At 66.5% G+C, this 18,400-nt stretch carries 14 protein-coding genes; 2 read left to right on the top strand and 12 right to left on the bottom strand.

The features are described from left to right. Positions 1-82: 82 nt before the first annotated feature. Positions 83-853, bottom strand: a complete 771-nt coding sequence (locus tag AC5Y42_RS00245; protein ID WP_499894840.1) for a trans-aconitate 2-methyltransferase — start codon at positions 851-853, stop codon at positions 83-85. Between the two features lie 74 nt (positions 854-927). On the opposite strand from AC5Y42_RS00245, the gene AC5Y42_RS00240 reads away from it, so the two are divergent. Together AC5Y42_RS00240 and AC5Y42_RS00235 are read left to right on the top strand one after the other, a co-directional pair. Beyond that, positions 928-1,839 carry an amidohydrolase family protein gene (locus AC5Y42_RS00240; RefSeq protein ID WP_499895794.1) on the top strand — a complete coding sequence of 304 codons (912 nt, stop codon included), beginning with the start codon at positions 928-930 and terminating at the stop codon, positions 1,837-1,839. Beyond that, on the top strand, positions 1,836-3,032 hold the full coding sequence (locus AC5Y42_RS00235; RefSeq protein ID WP_499894838.1) for an alpha/beta hydrolase family protein: 1,197 nt from the start codon (positions 1,836-1,838) through the stop codon (positions 3,030-3,032). The genes AC5Y42_RS00240 and AC5Y42_RS00235 overlap by 4 nt, the downstream gene beginning before the upstream one ends. On the opposite strand, the gene eccE is transcribed toward AC5Y42_RS00235, so the two are convergent. From eccE to eccA, 11 genes are all read right to left on the bottom strand, one after another. Beyond that, positions 3,025-4,026: a type VII secretion protein EccE gene (gene eccE, locus AC5Y42_RS00230; protein WP_499894837.1), complete on the bottom strand. Its 1,002-nt coding sequence runs from the start codon at positions 4,024-4,026 to the stop codon at positions 3,025-3,027. The two genes, AC5Y42_RS00235 and eccE, sit on opposite strands and share 8 nt — an antisense overlap. After that, on the bottom strand, positions 4,023-5,408 hold the full coding sequence (gene mycP / locus AC5Y42_RS00225; protein ID WP_499894835.1) for a type VII secretion-associated serine protease mycosin: 1,386 nt from the start codon (positions 5,406-5,408) through the stop codon (positions 4,023-4,025). The genes eccE and mycP overlap by 4 nt, the downstream gene beginning before the upstream one ends. After that, entirely contained in the window at positions 5,405-6,835 is a 1,431-nt protein-coding gene (eccD, locus tag AC5Y42_RS00220; RefSeq protein WP_499894834.1) for a type VII secretion integral membrane protein EccD, read from the bottom strand. The genes mycP and eccD overlap by 4 nt, the downstream gene beginning before the upstream one ends. An 81-nt stretch (positions 6,836-6,916) precedes the next feature. Next, a complete protein-coding gene (locus AC5Y42_RS00215; RefSeq protein WP_499894832.1) occupies positions 6,917-7,777 on the bottom strand; it encodes an ESX secretion-associated protein EspG in 861 nt (286 codons plus the stop codon). A gap of 41 nt (positions 7,778-7,818) precedes the next feature. After that, positions 7,819-8,109: a WXG100 family type VII secretion target gene (locus tag AC5Y42_RS00210; protein WP_499894831.1), complete on the bottom strand. Its 291-nt coding sequence runs from the start codon at positions 8,107-8,109 to the stop codon at positions 7,819-7,821. 17 nt (positions 8,110-8,126) lie between these two features. Then, positions 8,127-8,420: a type VII secretion system protein EsxG gene (esxG, locus tag AC5Y42_RS00205; protein ID WP_499894829.1), complete on the bottom strand. Its 294-nt coding sequence runs from the start codon at positions 8,418-8,420 to the stop codon at positions 8,127-8,129. Positions 8,421-8,473: 53 nt separating this feature from the next. Beyond that, positions 8,474-9,925, bottom strand: coding sequence for a PPE family protein (locus tag AC5Y42_RS00200; RefSeq protein WP_499894827.1), 1,452 nt, complete (start codon positions 9,923-9,925; stop codon positions 8,474-8,476). A gap of 3 nt (positions 9,926-9,928) precedes the next feature. Then, the gene (locus AC5Y42_RS00195; protein ID WP_499894825.1) at positions 9,929-10,237 is read right to left on the bottom strand and encodes a PE family protein; all 309 of its coding nucleotides are present in this window, start codon (positions 10,235-10,237) and stop codon (positions 9,929-9,931) included. 24 nt (positions 10,238-10,261) lie between these two features. Then, positions 10,262-14,215 carry a type VII secretion protein EccCa gene (gene eccCa, locus AC5Y42_RS00190; protein WP_499894823.1) on the bottom strand — a complete coding sequence of 1,318 codons (3,954 nt, stop codon included), beginning with the start codon at positions 14,213-14,215 and terminating at the stop codon, positions 10,262-10,264. Next, the gene (gene eccB, locus AC5Y42_RS00185) at positions 14,212-15,780 is read right to left on the bottom strand and encodes a type VII secretion protein EccB (protein ID WP_499894822.1); all 1,569 of its coding nucleotides are present in this window, start codon (positions 15,778-15,780) and stop codon (positions 14,212-14,214) included. Before eccB ends, eccCa begins: the two co-directional genes overlap by 4 nt. Beyond that, on the bottom strand, positions 15,777-17,618 hold the full coding sequence (gene eccA / locus AC5Y42_RS00180; protein WP_499894821.1) for a type VII secretion AAA-ATPase EccA: 1,842 nt from the start codon (positions 17,616-17,618) through the stop codon (positions 15,777-15,779). Before eccA ends, eccB begins: the two co-directional genes overlap by 4 nt. Between the last annotated feature and the right edge of the window lie 782 nt (positions 17,619-18,400).

The raw sequence follows: 18,400 nt of genomic DNA, 5'->3' as shown, positions 1-18,400 counted from the left end.
CCTTGGCGTTGAGTGTGTAGTCAGGGCGGGCTGAGCGCTGAAATCCCACCCTACGTTCACACTCAACGCCAAGGATGCACACTCACGACGGGCGCACGTGTGCGACGACGAAGATCCGCCGGAACGGGAAGAACGTCGTCCCGTCGGGCCGCGTCGGATAGGCATCGGCGAGCAGTGGGATGAGCTCGGAGCGGAACTGCTGCCAGTCTGCATCGCTGAGCCGTTCGCGCACTGCCAGCAGCACGGTGCCACTGATCCAGTCCAGCACCGGATGCTCGCCGCGCAGTTGGTGCAGGTACGTCGCTTCCCAGGCGTCGACGATGCATCCGGCGTCGATCAGTTGCTCGGCGTAATGCGTCGGGGTGTCGACCACGCCGCCCACTCGAAACGGTATGTCGCTCAGTGCCTTTGCGAAGGGTTCGCGACGGGCTACCGCCCGCACCGCCGCGTGCGAGGGCGTGTCGAATGCGCCCGGCACCTGAACGCCGATCCAGGCCCCGGCGGGCAGCTCACCGGCCCATCGCACCATCAGCTCGGCGTGCTCAGGTACCCAGTGCACCGCGGCGTTGGACAGCACCACGTCGGTGTCAGGCCGCGGTGCCCAGGTCCTCAGATCGCCGACGGTGGCGTCGACACCGCGTTCGCGGGCGGCGGCGACCATCTCCGGCGAGCTGTCCAGCGCCTCGATCGCCGCGTCGGGCCAGCGCCGCGCCAACTCCACGGTGAGGTTGCCCGGGCCGCAGCCGAGATCGACCACCCGTCGCGGTTGCTCGGCGCCCACCCGGGCCAGCAGATCGTAGAAAGGGCGGGCACGCTGATCGGCGAATGCCAGGTAGACATCTGGATCCCACATATGTCCTCCGATCAGCAGTCCGCGAGCCGACTGATATAGACAACCTATTACTGGTGACGAATCGAGGGTGGACGATGGCCGACGAAGATGAGGCCGCGCGCGTCCGGGAGATCTGGTCTGCATTGGGATTGCCCGGCGTGATGGATGTGCACACCCATTTCATGCCGAGACCGGTGATGGACAAGGTGTGGAAGTACTTCGACTCCGCCGGCCCGCTGGTCGGACGCGAGTGGCCGATCAACTATCGCGCCACGGAGTCCCGACGAGTCGAGGTGCTACGGCAGTTCGGCGTGCGCGGCTTCACCGCACTGGTCTATGCCCACAAGCCGCAGATGGCAGCATGGCTGAACCAGTGGGCAGCCGAGTTCTCCCGGACGACACCGGATTGTCTTGCCACCGCGACGTTTTACCCCGAGCCCGACGCCGATGACTACGTCGAGGCCGCGATCCGCGGCGGAACGCAGGTCTTCAAGGCACATCTGCAGGTGGGCCGCTACGATCCCAACGACGCCCTGCTCGACCGGGTTTGGGGAATGATCGAAGACAACCGGGTGCCGGTCGTCATCCACTGTGGCTCGGGACCGGTTCCCGGTGAGCACACTGGTCCGGAGCCGATACGCCGCCTGCTGCGCCGCTATCCGCGCCTGCGGTTGGTCATCGCCCATCTGGGAATGCCGGAATACGCGGATTTTCTCGACATCTGCGAGAGCTCCGCCGACGTGCGGTTGGACACCACGATGGCCTTCACGCCGTTCGTCGAGGAATCGATGCCGTTCCCACCGGCGCAACTGGGCCGACTGCGCCAGTTGGGAGATCGCATTATGTTCGGTAGCGACTTTCCCAACATCCCCTACAACTACGCCGACTCCCTGCGGTCGATCACCGAATTGCCCGGTATTGACGACGACTGGTTACGGCGGGTGTTCTACCAGAACGCGGCTACACTGTTCTCGCCGCCCGATACCGGAGAGGCCAGCCGACAATGACGTCCGACGCCACCCCCGTCGATCCGCCGATTCCCGTTCCCGACGTGCCCGGCGCAGATGCGAGCGCCAGCGGGCTGCCCGATCGGTCGACGCTGCCGCCGCGGCAACGCGCGATCGTCGAGGCGTCCGCGGTCAGCGATGTCGGACTGCGTACCGCAGTCGCCACCATGCTCGGTGCCGCGATGCTGCCACCGGTGCTCGGGACTGCGTTGCGCCGCAGCGAATCCCACCGCGAGCGGGACAATCTGGGCTTCTACGCCGAACTGGCCGCCGAACCCGATCCGGCGAAGTCGTTCCCGGCGCCGACGACGCCGCCTCGGGTGTCCTCACGGCCGGCCAGCCACCTGGCGGAGTGGCTCGCGCACGGCAATGTCGAAAACATCGCGTTCGCCAGCAGTTTCGAAACAGTCAACCCCGCGATGCGCCAGCAGTGGCGAACATTGCGTCACAACAATGTTGTCCGGGCGCAGCATTGGCGGCATAACGATGGTCCTCGCCCGACGCTGTGTGTCATTCACGGTTTTCTGGGTTCGTCCTATCTGCTGAACGGCCGGTTTTTCTCGCTGCCGTGGTACTACAAGTCCGGCTATGACGTTGTGCTCTACACTTTGCCGTTTCACGGGCGACGAGCCGAAAAGTATGCTCCGTTCAGCGGATACGGCTACTTCGCCCGCGGGTTGACCGGTTTCGCCGAAGCAACCGCCCAGGCGGTCCACGACTTCCGTTCGCTGCTGGATTATCTGCGCTCTACCGGTGTCGAACGGATCGCGCTCACCGGAATATCGCTGGGCGGCTATACCTCGGCATTGGTCGCCTCGGTCGATGACCGGCTCGAAGCCGTCATACCCAACTGCCCGGTGGTCACCCCGATCGCGGCGTTCGACGACTGGTTCCCCGCCAGCCTGCTGGTGGCGCTGGGGATGCGGATGAGTGACATCAGCCGCGACGAGCTGGCCGCCGCACTGTCCTACCACTCGCCGTTGAGCTACCAACCGCTGGTGGCCAAAGACCGCCGGCTGATTATCACCGGTCTCGGCGACCGGTTTGCACCCCCGGGTCAGGCCGAAATGCTATGGCAGCATTGGGGTCGCTGCGCGCTGCATTGGTTCCCCGGCAGCCACCTCATGCATATCAGCCAACTCGACTACCTGCGTCGGATGACTCAGTTCCTGCAGGGTTTCATGTTCAGCTGACGGCTGCGTGGCGCGCCCTGGCCTGCCGTTGGGCGGTGCTGGGCCAGCGCAGCCGGGTGAGTAGATCGGTGGGTAGCTCGCTGTGCGCGTCGAGCCGCTGCACCGACGACGGGTGCAGCGCCGCAAGCGCCGGCCGCTGGTTACCGGCTTGCGGAGTCAGCCCCGCCAGCGGCCCCGCCCGCCCCGGCCGGCCGTCGGTGCGGAATGCGCATGCCACCGCCAGCGTCCGGCCCCCCGGACCACCGGCGATCTCCAGCGCCGTCCACGTTTCGCGTGCCGGATATGACCGGATCACCGCGAGCGTGTCGGGCAGCTCCGCGTCGGCCTTGACCCGGTACGCCGCAACGTATTCCGCACTGCCAACCCGGATTCCGCGCCAGGTCTCCTGGGCGGGCCGCGCGAACAGGTCGGGAACGTCATCGGGGTCCACAGTGCTCGCCGCCCAGCCGGCCTCGCGGAGATGGTCGGCGAGTCGGCGCACGGCCACCTCGGCGGTCTCGTGCAACGGGATCTTCGAGGAGCGGGCCTGCAACGCCGCGAGGTTGTCGGCGGCCGACAAGGTCAGCCCGATCCAGGTGTCCCGCTGCGGCGCTGCGGTATCGGATGCGCTGTCGCGGCTGGTGATACGCACTGCGTCGGCATGAATCCCGTAGCAGTCCAGATATCGGGCGATCAGCGGCAACGGCAGCGCGTCGCGGTCGGTGTCCGACGCCGTGATGCGCAACAGCGCGGTAGCCCGCACGTCGGTGGTTGATCGGCGGCCGCGGCCCCAACCTCGGTTGCGGCGCAGCACCGCGACCCGCCGGCGCAGCATGGTCGTCGCGAACAAGCCCCGCCACCAGGCCAACAGGACGATCACCACCGCGACGGCGATGCCGAGCACCCAGCGCTCGCGCGGGGACTGCCACGGATAGGCCATGGCCGCAGGCACGATGGCCAACAGCACCAGCACAATCCGTCCGGTCGGTAGCGATGCGAGAGCTGATTGCCTCACGAGGTGGGTTCCTTTCGTCGGCGCGCGGCGATCGCGGCTACAACCACGACGGCCAGGATGAGGGCCGCTGATCCGGCGAACGCGACGATCTGCGGGGTGTGGTCCTTCGGGGCCGGTTCCGGCGGCGCCGCGAGCTGTTTCACCGGCGCCGCCTCGTGATCGGCGGTAGCGGGCAGCTCCCATGTCAGGGCCGCCACCGGGTCCAGCGTGCCGGCGCCGACAACGTTGGACGGCGCGCGGGCACCGTTGTGTGCGGTCGCGGTGATCCGGTGCACCACCTGGTCGGCCCTCAACTCCGGATATTTGCTGCGCACCAGCGCCGCCACGCCCGACACATAACCGGCCGCATAGCCGGTGCCGCTCTGTGCCAGCAGTTGCTGGCGATCATTGGGCAATCCGTTGGCCAGGCCACCGTCGTCGCGGTTGCTCACCGACACGATGTTCTGCCCGGGCGCGGCGATACCCACCCATGGGCCGGCCATGGTGAACTTCGACGGCTGGCCGTTGGGTGACAGCGAGCCCACCGAAAGTACGTACGGCTGCCACCACGAGGGGATCGATACCGAGGCGACGCCTGCCCAGTTTCGGGCGTCCTCGGGACGACTCATATCGGTCAGCGGGTTGGATTCGCACGCGGATCCACCAGCCATCGAACCGGTCGAGCCGCTGTCGCCGGCGGCCGCGACGATGACCACGTCCTTGTCGACCGCGGCGTACCGGATTGCCGCCCCGAGCGCGGACTGGTCGACGCCACGGTCGGCCGGTAGACAGGTGACCGAGGAGATGGTGATCACGCGAGCACCGAGATCAGCCGCGTGCACGATCGCTCGTCCCAGCGCCGTCACGTCGAAAGTCGCACGCGCCAATGTCGGGTCGCCACCGGGCATACGGGGCGAAAACTTCACAGAGGCGGTGCGCAACGACAGCAACTGGGCGCCGGGAGCGACTCCGGCGAAGCCGTCGTCGCCGGGTTGGCCGGCGATGATCCCGGCGACCAGGGTGCCATGTCCGTCACAGTCGGTGAGGCCGTCGGTCGCCTCGATGTAGTCGCCGCCAGGTTCGACGCTGGGCAGCCTCGGCCCCGGCTGCACCCCGGTGTCCACGACCGCCACCAACTGACCATCGCCGCGGGAAATTCGCCATGCATCAGGCAGATTCATGGCGAGTTGGTTTGGGCTCGCCACACCGAGATCGCTACCCGGGATGATGCCCGAGACGCTGCATTCGCCGCGCTGCTCCATCGGCTGGACCGGCCCTGGGGCACCGCTCGGCGGCTCCGCGCCAGGATCGACCGTCGGCGGGCTGATCGCCACCGCCGACGGGCAGACCCACACCCCGACGACCAAAACCGCTGCGAGACAGGAGAAGCCGGCACGAATCATCGATTGAGTACCCAGCTGAAGATCCCGACCAAGTAGGCCATCACAGGAATCAGTGATGCGTCGATGCCGGACGCGACGAAGCCCAGCAATCGGCGCAGCGGCAATGAGTAGCTGTCCGGTGAACCGATCGGCGGGTTCAGCGCAACCACAACCCAGGCCAGCACCAGCACCGCCAGCACCACGATCGCGCACAGCGCGGCGAGATACCGCGCGGTAGCGGTGTAGAGCACCAGCAGCACCACCGACACCAGATACGGCTGAGCCAGCAGCCACGCCTTGCAGGCGGCTGAATCCCACACCCGGGCCCGAAGGGCCGCGGCCGCCGCAGTTCCCGCCACCACATACCAGCCCCAGCCCGCCAATGTTTCGGGTCGCAACGCGATGGCCACCGAGCCGAGCACGCTGAGCAACACAGCGGCCGCGATGAACCCGGTTTGATGCGCATCGCTGATGCGCACCCGCCGCGGCAGATCCTGCAGCACCCGCAACGACGGCGCGGAGGGGGTGGGGTCCCCCGGTGCCGGGATCACCGGCAGCGGGAACCGCGCCCACAGCGCGGACAGTTGTGCGGCTTCAATGGTCACCAGCAATGCCAGCACGATCAGCCCGCAACCGACGCTGAGCATCGGTAGCTCCCAGAGAATTTCAGCCAGCGCGGCCAGCAACACGCCGATACCGAGAACGGCTGTGGCGGTGAATAATCCGGTAGCGCGGCCATGGTCGCGACGGGGAATGACAATGCTGATCAGTGACCACGCTGTGACGCCGGCTGCGCCCAGCATCAGCTGCGCCGGTCCGAAGTCGCCGGGTACCGCCAGCATCAATGCCGCAGCGATCGGCACCAGCGCGACAATCGACACGGCGGTGGCCGCACGCGTCGACCGGATCGCCAGGCCGGCCAGCGCGGTGAGCACGGCGATCGCGGCGACGGTGATCAGCCCGGCGGCTGCGCCGGTGACCAATCGGTGCGTGACCGCCAGACCGGTTGCAGCGACCACTAAGCCGATCACTGCGGCCAGCGCACCGCGCTGGATGTGGCTGATTCCCCACGGCTTCAACCGCGATGTCGAGAAGATCACCGCGGCGTCCGCGATGTCCTCGACGATTCCGGGGGCAGCCGGTCCGGCGGGGACCGGTTGCAGCGCCAGTAGGTCACCGTCGACCACGCCGACGGTGTCCAGGCTGGCATCCAGGCTGAACGGCGCACCACCGATCGGCGCAAGGCTGTGCCGGGCGGGGGTTACCGGCCCGGTGTCGTCGGCGCCGTCGGCCGCTTCGGCACCGTCGCTACCGGCACTGGGAACCACCAGCCGTTGGACCGCGGGCAGGATTTCGCGCAGCGGCAGCTCGGCGGGCAACGCCATTTCCGTCAACCGGCTGTCGGCGAGGATGGCGACCCGGACGATCGGCATCACGGCGCTGGACATCAGCGGATCCTCAGACTTTGGGGGAACATTGCTTCTCTTTCTCTTCGTAGAACAGCGGTTGTTCTGTTCTGGTAGGTCTCGTCAGCTGGATTGGGTCTGAAAGTCTCGGGAGAGTCGCTGCCCGGGGAACCACTGACCGTCCGGCAGCGTCGCGGTCAGTTGGTCGATCGCGACGGCGATCGAAAATGGTGTTCCGGGGCTGAATGTCGAGATCCATTCACCGTCGAATGCGCGGGAGGGACTGACCAGCACCCGGCCCGCGGCGGTGTCCACGATGCTCATCCCGACTTCGGTGGTGGCGTGTTGTCCGTCGTGGCGGCACCCGGCGACGATCTCGACGTAGCTGCGCGGGCCGGTGAACACCGACTCCACCACGGGTCGTGCTGTTTCTGGAATCCCCAGGAAGTCAAGCACTTCGGCAAGCGAGGTGCCGGCGCGCAGCCGCTCGTCGGCTCGGGCGCCGACCCGGGCGGGCATGCTGAACTCGTCGAACCGCGCCGGAGGTTGATGCGCGAGCCCGACGCCCAGGACCGGCACGAGGGCTCGCGCGTCACCGATGTCCATCGATGTGAAGGTGACCAGCTGCGCGTTGCGCAGCGCGACAACGGTTTTGTCGCCGCGCCGCGCGACGATACCGCGCAGTAGGTCGCCTGCTCCGCCGGATTGATCGGGTCCCACGTAGCGCAAATCCAGCCATCGGTCCGGAAAGCACACCACCCGTAACCAGTCGGCCACCGCAGGGTTGATCGTGTCGTCGGCCGACATCAGACCCATCTGGGTCAATTCGGCAGTCTGCCGAGCGATGAACGCGCCTCGCTCCCCGGCGTCGGTGTAGGGCGTTGTGATCGCCAGTACCCACGGCAAACTTCCCGCGCCACTGGTTTCGGCGATGAACCACGCCTGATCGACGGTCAGTTCGACGGCGTTAGGCCCGGTGCCCATTTATCCCGCGAACCGACTGGACTCGATGACCGGCCGACTGGCTAGCCGCCCCATTTGGCGGCTTCGGCTTGGTCGCGGGCCAGCATGGCCATGGTGTTGGCCTCATGATTACCCGCCATCGCGTGATAGGCCCGCACCAACTCCTCCATCGCCTGATTCCACTGCGCCTGCCACGCCTGATACGTCATCCCGGTATCCCCTTGCCAAGCACCCGACAACGCGGCCTGCTCACTGGAGATATCCGCCCCCAACCCCTGCATGGTCGCCGCATACGACGCCATATCCCCGGCATGCGCCAACATCGCCGGGTAGTTGTACATAATCTGCGACATCATCTGATCCCTTCGACTCAGAACCCGGAATAGCCACTGGCCGCAGCAGCATCCGCCGCCACATAGGTGCCCGCGGCATCACCCAAATTGGCCTGCGCGATATCCAACAACGCATTCACCTTGGCCGCCACCTCCACAAACCGGGCATGCGACGCCTGAAACGCCGCCGAAGACTCCCCCACATGAAACGCCTGCGCCGACAGCGCCTCCTGCTCCGCCTGCCCAATCGTGGACCGCATCAACCCCGCCTTAGCCGCAAACGCCGACTGCGACGCCACCAACTGCGGAATATGGGCATCCAACAAACTCATCACTCACATCCTTTCGTCATCGATTTCCAGTCATCGTGATACACCGTTCTGCCTCAGTTGTGCTCTCCCCCTTCGCTGTTGGATTCAGCGGGGCTGTCAGACTGCCAGCTGCCCGGCACCATCGGCATCGCCGGTCCCCCGCCGAAACCGTTGCCGGACAGTGTGGTCAGCCCAGCCGCATCACCGATGGTGTCCTTACCCACCGTGCCGGCAAACCCCAACCGTCCCGCCCCGTTTTCCGACGCCACCGCGGCGGCGACTGGCTCCTTAACGGGCCCCGCATCCCAGTCCGGGTCGACCTCGACGTTCATATCGGCAAACTCGTCGGCATGGTCGTACAGCGCCGCCCGTCGGCGCCGCCTGGCCCGCGTTTTCTGTCGACTCGACACTCCGGCGGCAGCGGCGGCCGGGATGTGGGACGCCGGCGCCTTGACACCTTCACGGTCATGCAACGTCGGGCCAGGCCCACCCTGTGGACCGAAACCGGCCACCGCATAACCGAAACCCGCAGCCGCCGGTGCGGCGGCCGGCGCGGCGCCGGCGGCCGCCCCGGCTGCGGGAGCCGAAGCCGGCGTCGCTGCGGGTGTGGCCGCCCCGGGAGCCAGCCCGACGACCGGCATGGACCGAGCAGCGGCGGTGGCGGGAGGTCCCACGACCGCAGGTGCCGCGATGGATGCCGGCGGCGTCGCCGTCATCAGCGAATTGACGCCCAAGCCGATCAGCAGCGGCAGCAGGATCGGAGCGCTCAAGATCATTGCCCAGGTCGGCCAGCCGATCAGGTTGAAGAACACCTGATATCCGACAAAGAAAGCGAGCACCAAGGGATTCGCCAGTAAGAACGGGAAGACGTCCTTGAGCTGGTTGAACATATCCCGCAGGGACTTCAGCAGATCCGAGAGCCAAGACTGCCCCTGCACGGGTGCGTTGCTCTGCAACGTCGAAGCGTTGTTGCTCTCCCCCACACCAGGTTTCATCACCTGCGGTGCGGGTGTAGTGCGCGGCGCGGAGGCCAATGCGGTGCCGGAAACCGCGTGATAGGTCGTCATCGTGGTGGCGGCCTGAATCCACATCCGCACGTAGTCGGCCTCGTTGAGCGCAATCGGGATCGTGTTGATGCCGAAGAAGTTGGTCGCCACCAACACGCCGTGAACCATGTGGTTGGCAGCCAATTCGGGCAACGTCGGCATCACGGCCAAGGCGGCAGTGTAGGCGGCCGCCGCGGTCTCGTGCTGTGCGGCCGCGCCGGCGCTGTTCGCACTGGCCAGCGCGAGCCACGCCAGATACGGAGCATGGGCGGCGACATACTGCTCAGCGCTTGGGCCTACCCAGCTTCCGGCCTGCACCGCACCCAGCACTGTGGTGAGTTCTCCCGCCGCCGAAGCGTATTCGCTACTCAACGATGTCCACGCCGCCGCGGCCGCCAGCAGCGACCCTGGACCCGGACCGCTGCTCAGCAACGCCGAATGCACTTCCGGCGGTGAGGCCATCCAGATCGGCGCGATCATGTGTCAGCTGCCGGCAACCAGGTAGGTCGAGGCCGCGGCGGCATCTCCAACGGCATAGCTGACCCCGGACTGACCGACACCGACACCGGAACGGCCCAGCTCTTCGACACCCTCGGCGGCCACCGCGGCATGTTCGCTGCCCTGGGCGCTGAATCCCACCGCAGTCTGCAGCGATACCGGGTCGGCCGCCGACGGTACTACAGCGGTGATCAACGGGGCCGCGCCCGCGTGCGCCGCTGCCAGCCGGGCGGTGATCGCCTCCACGGCAGCGCTGGCCGCGGCCAGACCTTCGGGAACAACTTGCAGCGTCATGGCAGGTACTCCTTTCGATAAATCTCATCGGCCATCAAGGGCCACCCTCTCGTCAACCAGAGGATTGACCAACTGCACATATGTCGGGGTAGCGCTGTCGCCCAACAAGATTGCCCGGCCGGCCGGCAACCGGTCGAATCGCTGACCGCGGATCTTGCCCCCGTCAGCCGGGTTACCGGACAACATCAGCGTGGTCGCTTGCAAATCGTTGAGCCGGCGCATCAGCGGGCTGGTCATCAGCGCGTGCGCCGATCCGGTGGCCCGGGCAGTGACGATCACTCGCAGACCCAGATCGCCGGCTTGGGCCAGCAGTCCGATCAGGTTGGTCCACGGCCGCTGCCCGATGTACGGCCCAGTCATCGCCGGGGTGTCCGGGATCTGGTCGACGTCGTCGATGATCAGGTAGTGGGTGTGGCCCTGATATGACCAGCCGCTCAGTTCGGCTGCCGACAGGCCCGCCGGCGGCCGGCGCTGCTCGATCAGCGCCGACAAACCGTGCATCGCCGGGATGACGCGGTCGATGTTGGCGGTGTACTCGTTGTCGGGGAACAGCGGCTCATCGACCAGGTGCAATCGGCGGTCCAGCACGGTGAACGCGACCCGGTCGGGCGTGCTGTGCTCACGGATCGTGCGGATGATGTGGCGCAGCAGTGTGGTCTTGCCCGTCTTCGTGTCACCGAGGACCAATAGCAGCGGGTTGTCGGCGAAGTCGAGTTCGACTGCGGCCAAGTCCTCTTCGCGCTGGCCGATGACCACCCGATCCGGACCCCGAGAGGTGGCGCCGACCGCGGCCGGGGTGAGGTTGATAGGCAGCAACCGCACCGGTGGCGCCGACATACCGGGATGACGTGCGTTGATCTCGCCCACCTGGGCCAGATTCGGGGCCGCGAACAGAAAATGCTCGGCAGCCATCGTCAGGCCACGACCGGGTTGGTCGGCCGGCACCGCCTCGGCCGGGCGGCGCAGCGCGCCGACCACGCGGACGTTGCTGTCGCGTGGGTCATGCAGCTTGAGCTCCAACCGCAACCCGAGCCCGTCCCGCATCGCCAGCGGCACCTCCAGCCAGCTGGGGGTGGTGATGATCACGTGGATGCCGTAGGCCAGGCCGACGTTGACCAGCTCGGTAACCTTCGCCAGCAACGGGTTTCGCGTGTTGTACTGATCTGTGTTGTCCCGGCTGAAGGCATAGAGGTTGTCGATCACCAAAAACACCTCGCCGAACCCGTCATCTGGGGCGGACTCGTGCCGGTTCCGGAACACCTCTCGCTGTTGCCGCAGCCGCAGCAACTGCTCGAGCTCGCCGAACGTGCGACGGATGCGCTCTGGTTCCAGTGGCGAGGCCACGCTGCCGACATGCGCGAGATCCTCGAGGGCCCGCAGCTGCCCACCGCCGTAGTCCAGGCAGTAGAAACTCACCTCGGCGGGTGAATGCAGGTTCGCGGCCGACAGGATAAACGTCTGCAGCGCGGTCGATTTGCCCGACTTCGCGCCCCCGTGAATCACCATGTTGCCCGCGGCCGAACGCGCATCGAACACCAGCGGGTCCCGGCGCATCTCGAATGGCTTGTCGATTTCACCCAGCGGCCAGCGCCACTGCCGTTGCGGCACACCTGCGCGTGCCAGCACGGTGCTCAGTGGGATCGGGTCGTCGAGCGGCGCCAACCACAACTCTGGCGCCCGCGGCCCGTAGCGCGCCAACTGGTCGCCGACGGTGGCGATCAGCTTGCGCGGCGGCCCGGTCTGCTCCTCGTCGTCGCTGCTGGCGATCACCGTGTTCTGATCCGGCTCCACCCGGCCGGCCGGGAACAGCTTGGGCTCGGGAACCGCATGCACCACAAGGGTCTTCGCAGCCCGCGGCGGATCGTAGATACCGTCGACGTAGGTGCTGCGGAACTTGATCGGTGCGGCCCCCGGCGCAGGCACCAAAAAGCCGACGCCTTTGTGCTCCTTGCCGGATTCGATGTGATACGCGTCCTCCACACCGATGATCTGGCGGGACACGGCTGGGCTGGCCACCTTCAGCCCGATCCGGTAGGAGGTGTTCTTGTCGATGTCCTTGATCTTGCCGATGTCCAGGGTCTGCGAGGCGAACAGGATGTGGATTCGGAAGGAGCGACCTTTACGAGCTACGTAGTCGAACAGTTCGGCGTACTCGGGATGGTCGGCCAGCATCAGGGTGAACTCGTCGGCGACCACGAACAGCGTCGGGATCGGAGCCAGGTCGTGTCCGGCCGCGATCGCGTTCTCGTATTCGGTCACCGAGTTGAATGCGCTGCCCTGGACCGCTCGCCCCGCCTCACGCAGCAGCATTTCCCGACGGGCGACTTCGCCGCGCAGCGTGTCGGCGAATCGGTCGGCCAACGCCTTCTTCTCGGCCATGTTGGAGATGACCGCGACAACCTGCGGGAAGTGCCGGAAGATGTCGGCGCCGGCCTCACCCTTGAAGTCGGCGTAGATCACGATCAGCCGATCGGCTGAGTGAGTCGTCAACAGCGACAACAAGATCGACATCAAGGTCTGGGATTTCCCGGCACCTGTCATACCGATCATCAGGCCGTGCGGGCCCATCCCGCCTTCGGCTTCGTCCTTGAGGTCGAAGATCAGCGGCTCACCGGTCGCGGTGACCCCGATCGGGACCCGCAACTCGTCGTCGCGGCGACGGGGCGCCCACAGCGTCGGGACGTCGATCCGCGATGCATCCGGAATCCCCAGCAGCGTGGTGAAAGTGGCACCGCGGGTGGCGGCCGACTGCAGGCCGCTGTGTGTCGGGTTGGAATCCCACCTGGAGAGCCGGCGAGCCAGGTGGCCGGCGTCGTCGGCACCGAAGCCGTCGGCGGTATCGATGTAGTGCTGCCAACCGCCGGTTTGCCAACGCTCGATGACACCGTCGGCGATCCGCAGGATCGGCCGTTCGGGATCGGAATACTGCTCGCGGTGCGGTGCTTTGGTCGATCGGTGCACGACCGTGACGCCGGCGCGGCCGACGGCCAACGGCGAAGCGTTCAGGTCGTAATCGGGATCGTCGACGACGACCAGCAAGTGCCGCAACGTGTCAGCTGGCCCGCCGGTGAACGCCGGGCGATCAGCGAGTGCTGGAGCCAGCAGTGCGGTCAGCTCGTCGGGTCGCGCCGACAGGTAACGGGCGGGACCGACGCCGTCGAGCTCGCCGGGAACGTCGGCATGCGGCAACCACTTCAGCCAGGACCACTGCGGCGCTTCCAGTTCGGGTGTAGCCACCGCGATCCCGAGCACTGTCGGATCATGCCAGGTCACCGCCTGAGCAATCCACGCGCGCAACGCGGCATGCACCTCGTCCTCGTCCCCGAGCACGGTGATCCGCGAGACCTTGGTCAGGTCGATACCGGCTGGAATGTCAGAGACGGTCCGCTGGGTATCCAGCAGGCTGCGTAACGCGCTGTGCGACACCGGCTCCAGATCGATTTCGTCGGCGGTGTCGTTGACGCGCAGTGCCGTGTCCAGTGGTGCCGAGTGCAGTCCCGCCCGCAGCACCAGGAAGTCGGCGTCGTGAGGGTCGCGTTCCCACTGGCGTCGTGAACCGGGGATCGCCGCCAGCTCGGCCGGGTCGGGGTGCGACCACTCGGCAGCCGCCCGCTGTTCAGCGGCCTGCGCCCGGATGTTGTCGCGGACCACCGACAGGTAGCGCAGGTAGTCAGCCCGTTCGGCATCGACTTCCTCGGTGCGCATCTTGTTGTCGGTGCCGCGGTACAGCGCAGTGGCGGCCAGCAACAGCACGAACGGAAAGAACAAGGTCTGCGGGGAGATCACCCGCATCCCGGTGGCGACCATCGCGACGATCATTCCCACGATCAGGATCACGATGACCACCGGCAACGCCCGACGCAGCATCGACGGCGGAATGGCCCGCTGCAGTTCGGGCGGTGCCTCGATGTTGATGGCGCCCTTACGGGTCGCCGGCGGTGGCAGCCGACGGCGGGCCTCGAAGATCAGTCGGCTCATCGTGTCTCCAGTTCGGCTTTGGTTGTCCGACCGGGCCTGGCGTCTGGGGCCAGGCCGTCGTGGGCCAGCAGCGCATCGGCCCGCGACAGTGTCGGGCCGGGCGCGAACAATGACAGCACCGACCACGGGATGGGGGTTGGTGGCGGGTTCAAACCAAGTGCTTCAACGGTTTTCGCACGGCCTGTGGCATCGGTGGCTTCGTTGTCGATGCCGTAGCGCACACCGGTGTCGGCAATCCAGAACAGTGACCCGGCAGCCGGTGACGCCGCATCCTGGCCGACGGTCTGAGTGAAATAGCCGCTGCCAGGCGCTAATGCGACGCGGGTGGCGATGCCGTTCGTCCCGGCGCCGACCAGTTCTCCGGTGTGCATCGCCTCGGGTATCGGAAGTGCCGAACCCGACAACAACGTCAGCGAGTTGGTGGCGGCCCCGGCGGCCTTGCTCCAATTCACGCAGGACACCGGGTCACGGGCGGCGTCGACCAGGCTGATCCGCTGGTTGGGGTAACGGTCGGTGTCGAGCATTCGCGATACCGGCAGCCTGGCGACCTCGTCGGCGCCCAGTCGCGGCGGCTGACCCAGACCGTAGGAGTTCGCGTTGCGCAGCACCGCGGCCAACACCGGCGAAATGGGCTGCAGCCCATCGGGCAATACCGCGTAGTACAACACGGAGTTGTCCGCCGCGTAGGCGACGACGACGGCACCGATCGGCGCCGGGGCGGACAGACCGAATGCCGGTGGGTTGCCCGCCTCCGGGATCGCCGGTGCGGTCAGCGCCGGCGCTTCGGGGATCGCATTGAACAAGCCCGCGGCGATCGGGCGTGGTTTGGGTACCTCCGCGCCGAAGCCCAGCGCGCCGGTGACGGCCCGGTCGGCCAGATCGATTCGGCTGCGTCGACCGTCCCAGAGCAGCCAAGTGCCGGTGGGGTTGGCGGTCAGAATCGCTCGGCCCGCCGGCAGCAGTGCGGCACGCGCGCCGCTGGTTTCCAGGGTTCCTGCGATCACCGTGACGCCGGTGGCCGGACCGCCGACGGCGTCGCACACCGTCCAGTCCGCGTCCTTGGCGCTGTTTTGCACCATCCGCTCGGGAGCGCCCGGGATGCCGATCAGGTTGCCACGCGGAAACTGGTCCAGCTCACTGGTTTTCACCGTGGTGGGGTTGACGGGCCGCCCGGCGATGAGTCGGGCCGAGGTCAAGTTGAGCACTGGGTGCAACCGGTCACCGACCCGCACATACAGCGCGGCGGTGGACCGGTCGGCCAGTACGGCGTTGTTGGCCGCCGACCCGTTGGGCCGGATCAGCGAGAACACGAAACAGCCCACCAGCAGGGTGACCACGATCAGCACGCCCATCATCACCGCGCGGGTCTGGGTGCGCAGTGGGTCGACCAGCATCCGGGTGTCGTGCAGAGCTACACCGGAGGCGATCCGGCGCATCACGAACCGCCAGCCGGTCACCTGGTGGCGGGTGACAAAGCCGCGCCGGTAATCCACTTTGTCGGGATTGTCGTTGACCGGGGTGCGCGACGAGAACGAGCGACGCTCGTCGTCTGATGGAGTCGTCATGCCGACTCCCACAGGTTCAGGCCACGCAGCAGCGGCTCCACCGAGTTTCTGACGTCAGGGGCAGTAATGGTCATCAATTCCTCGTCGGTGAACTCACCGCTTTCGGCTTTCTCCGAATGGTCCAATCGGAATTCCCGTTCCTCTTCCGATCTTTCGACGGTGTTACGAACGAAGCGGCCGTTACCGGCGATGTCGAGGCTGCGTCGTTGGACACCTGCCGCGTCGGGTCTCGTGGAGGTGGCCAATCGATCGAACAGTGCCTCGAGATCGTCGAGCGCCGGCTGTTCGAAGACGCTGTCGCGCTTGCCCGCCATGTGGTTGGCGATTTCGACCAGTTCCGACGCCGAGTAGGACGGGAAGTCGATATTGCGGGTAAACCGTGATCGCAGACCTTCGTTGGTGTCGAGAAACCGATCCAGGTCGGCCCGGTAGCCGGCGACGATGACGACCAGCCGATCGCGGTCGTTTTCCATCCTGGCCAGCAACGTGTCGATCGCGACCAGACCGAAATCGTTCTTGGCGCCAGTCGCCACCAGCGCGTAAGCCTCGTCGAGGAACAGCACCCCGTCCAAAGCGCTGTCGATGATCGCGTTGGTCTTGGCTTCGGTCTCACCGATGTGCTGGCCGATCAAGTCGGCGCGGTGCACCTCTTTGATGTTCTCTTTCTTCAAAAGGCCCAGGCCGCAATAGATTTTGGCCACCACGCGGGCGATGGTGGTCTTGCCGGTTCCGGGCGGCCCGGTGAAGACCAGGTGGTAGGTGCGTTGCGCCACCTCCAGCCCGCGTTGCTCGCGCAGCAGCCCCATGGCCACCGAGCTCTTAAGTCGCTGCACCTGGTTTTTGACCTGGTCCAAACCGATGAACTCACTGAGCTCGTGTTCGGCTTCCGCCAGCAGCGCAGCCTTGCGCTCGTGGGCTTCGGGGTCGATGAAATCTTCGGCACCGGGCTCGGTGTGGGGATCCCACGGGTCGGTGCGTGCCTCGATGCGGGCCGCGGTAGTGGTGGCGATACCGAACGTGGGATCGGACAGTGCATGCTCGACCTGGTCGTTCTCCGGGTTTGCCGCGTAGAGATCCTGCAACACCTCCCGGGCGGTGTCCTCATCCTCGTCGGCACGCAGCGTCAGCGCTTTGGCCAGCGCACCATCGACCGAGGCGACAGGGACCGGGCCATCGGGCTCTTCGAGGTACGACAATGCCGGGGCGAACATGCCCAGCCGGGCCAACGCGATTCCCAGGGTGACCTTGGCCGCGTGCGCGTAGGTCTCGTCCAAGCCGGCGTCGTTCACGATCGGGGTCAGCAACTTGACGACATCCGACCACCGCTCGGCGCGGTATTGGATGGCGACGGCAACCCACCGGGCATCAAGCCAGCTCGGCCGGCGTTCGGTGACTTCGATGACCACCTCGTGCGCCTCGGCGTATTTCCCGTCGGCTGCCAGCGCCGCGGCGTGGGCGAGGTGGAAACCGTCGGGCTCGGTGGTGCGGAACTGCAAATACAGTCCGGTGTCGTAGCGGAAGCCCAGGGCGCCCGGCGCCAGCTCGACCTGCCGCTGCAGCACGCCGGCAGTGGCCGCGGTCCGTGAAACCGCTTCCAGCACATGGGCTGACACATCCCCGGCGGCGGCCAGCCCGGTCCAGGCGTCGCACTGGTCGTACGCGATCCGAGTCAGCGCCGTGAACCCGGATTTGGCGGCAGTCAAGTCCGCGGGACGACGCCGGTCGTACACGGTGAGGCCCAGCGCCCGACAGCAGGTGGCGAACCGGCTGATGACGTCATCGTCGACGCGGACCGCTGCGGGCCGGGTCGCGAGCGTGCCGGTATCAGCGCTTTCCACGACCCCGTCGCCTCCCCTCGGTAATAGCATTGCCTAAGCTAACTTCGCTGAAGTTAGCATTGGATAAGCTAAGTGTCGAGATGGCCCCTTGGGGCCAAGACGTGGCCTCGGTCACCCGCAAGCGCGGACGCTCACGCCGCACATCAGCAGACATGGCAGCCTCCTTTCGGGGTGCGTTGGAATTCAAGGTCGACGCTCGTCCGGGCGAAGGTCGCGACCCCCGCTCCGGACGGCAACGTTACTCCGCCCCGAGCGTTAATGAAAATGAGTGTCATTAGCGATGAGGCGCGCGGCAAAGCGGGCACAGTAGTCGGCGTCCTCAGAGTCGGTGGCGCATTGGGAGTCACCAGGAGGTTAGGGGCGGTCATCGGCCGGTTCCAAGCCGTCGCGGACCGGCCGAACAGGTAGTCGGCTACGGGGGCCCCTCGGTTCCATTGCTCCCTCACTCGTTGCTACGTCGACGCGCGATCACTGGTCGCCCCTGGCAGGCACAGCCGCCTCGGTAAAGCCGGATGGTTGGGCGAGACCAAATTTCACGTCGGCCCAAGAGCGGTCGCGACGACCAAAAAGTCCTGCAATCGCGGATCATATCGAATTTTGACTCCGCAGTTACGGCAATGGCTAGTTGCGTTCGGGTGCACTCTTGGCGGCGACGCCCCGGCCCCGGCGGCACGGGCGCCGTCAGAAACCGCACGAATCCAGATCGTCGGCACAGCAGAAGCATAGCGGCGCATGCACGGCTGCATAAGCGCAATATATCTGTGAATGCGGTGTTAATTGGC

The organism is Mycobacterium sp. NGS48 (genome assembly GCF_059812585.1).
The sequence above is the reverse complement of the archived record's forward strand: the minus strand, read 5'-3'. Positions and strand labels throughout refer to the sequence as shown.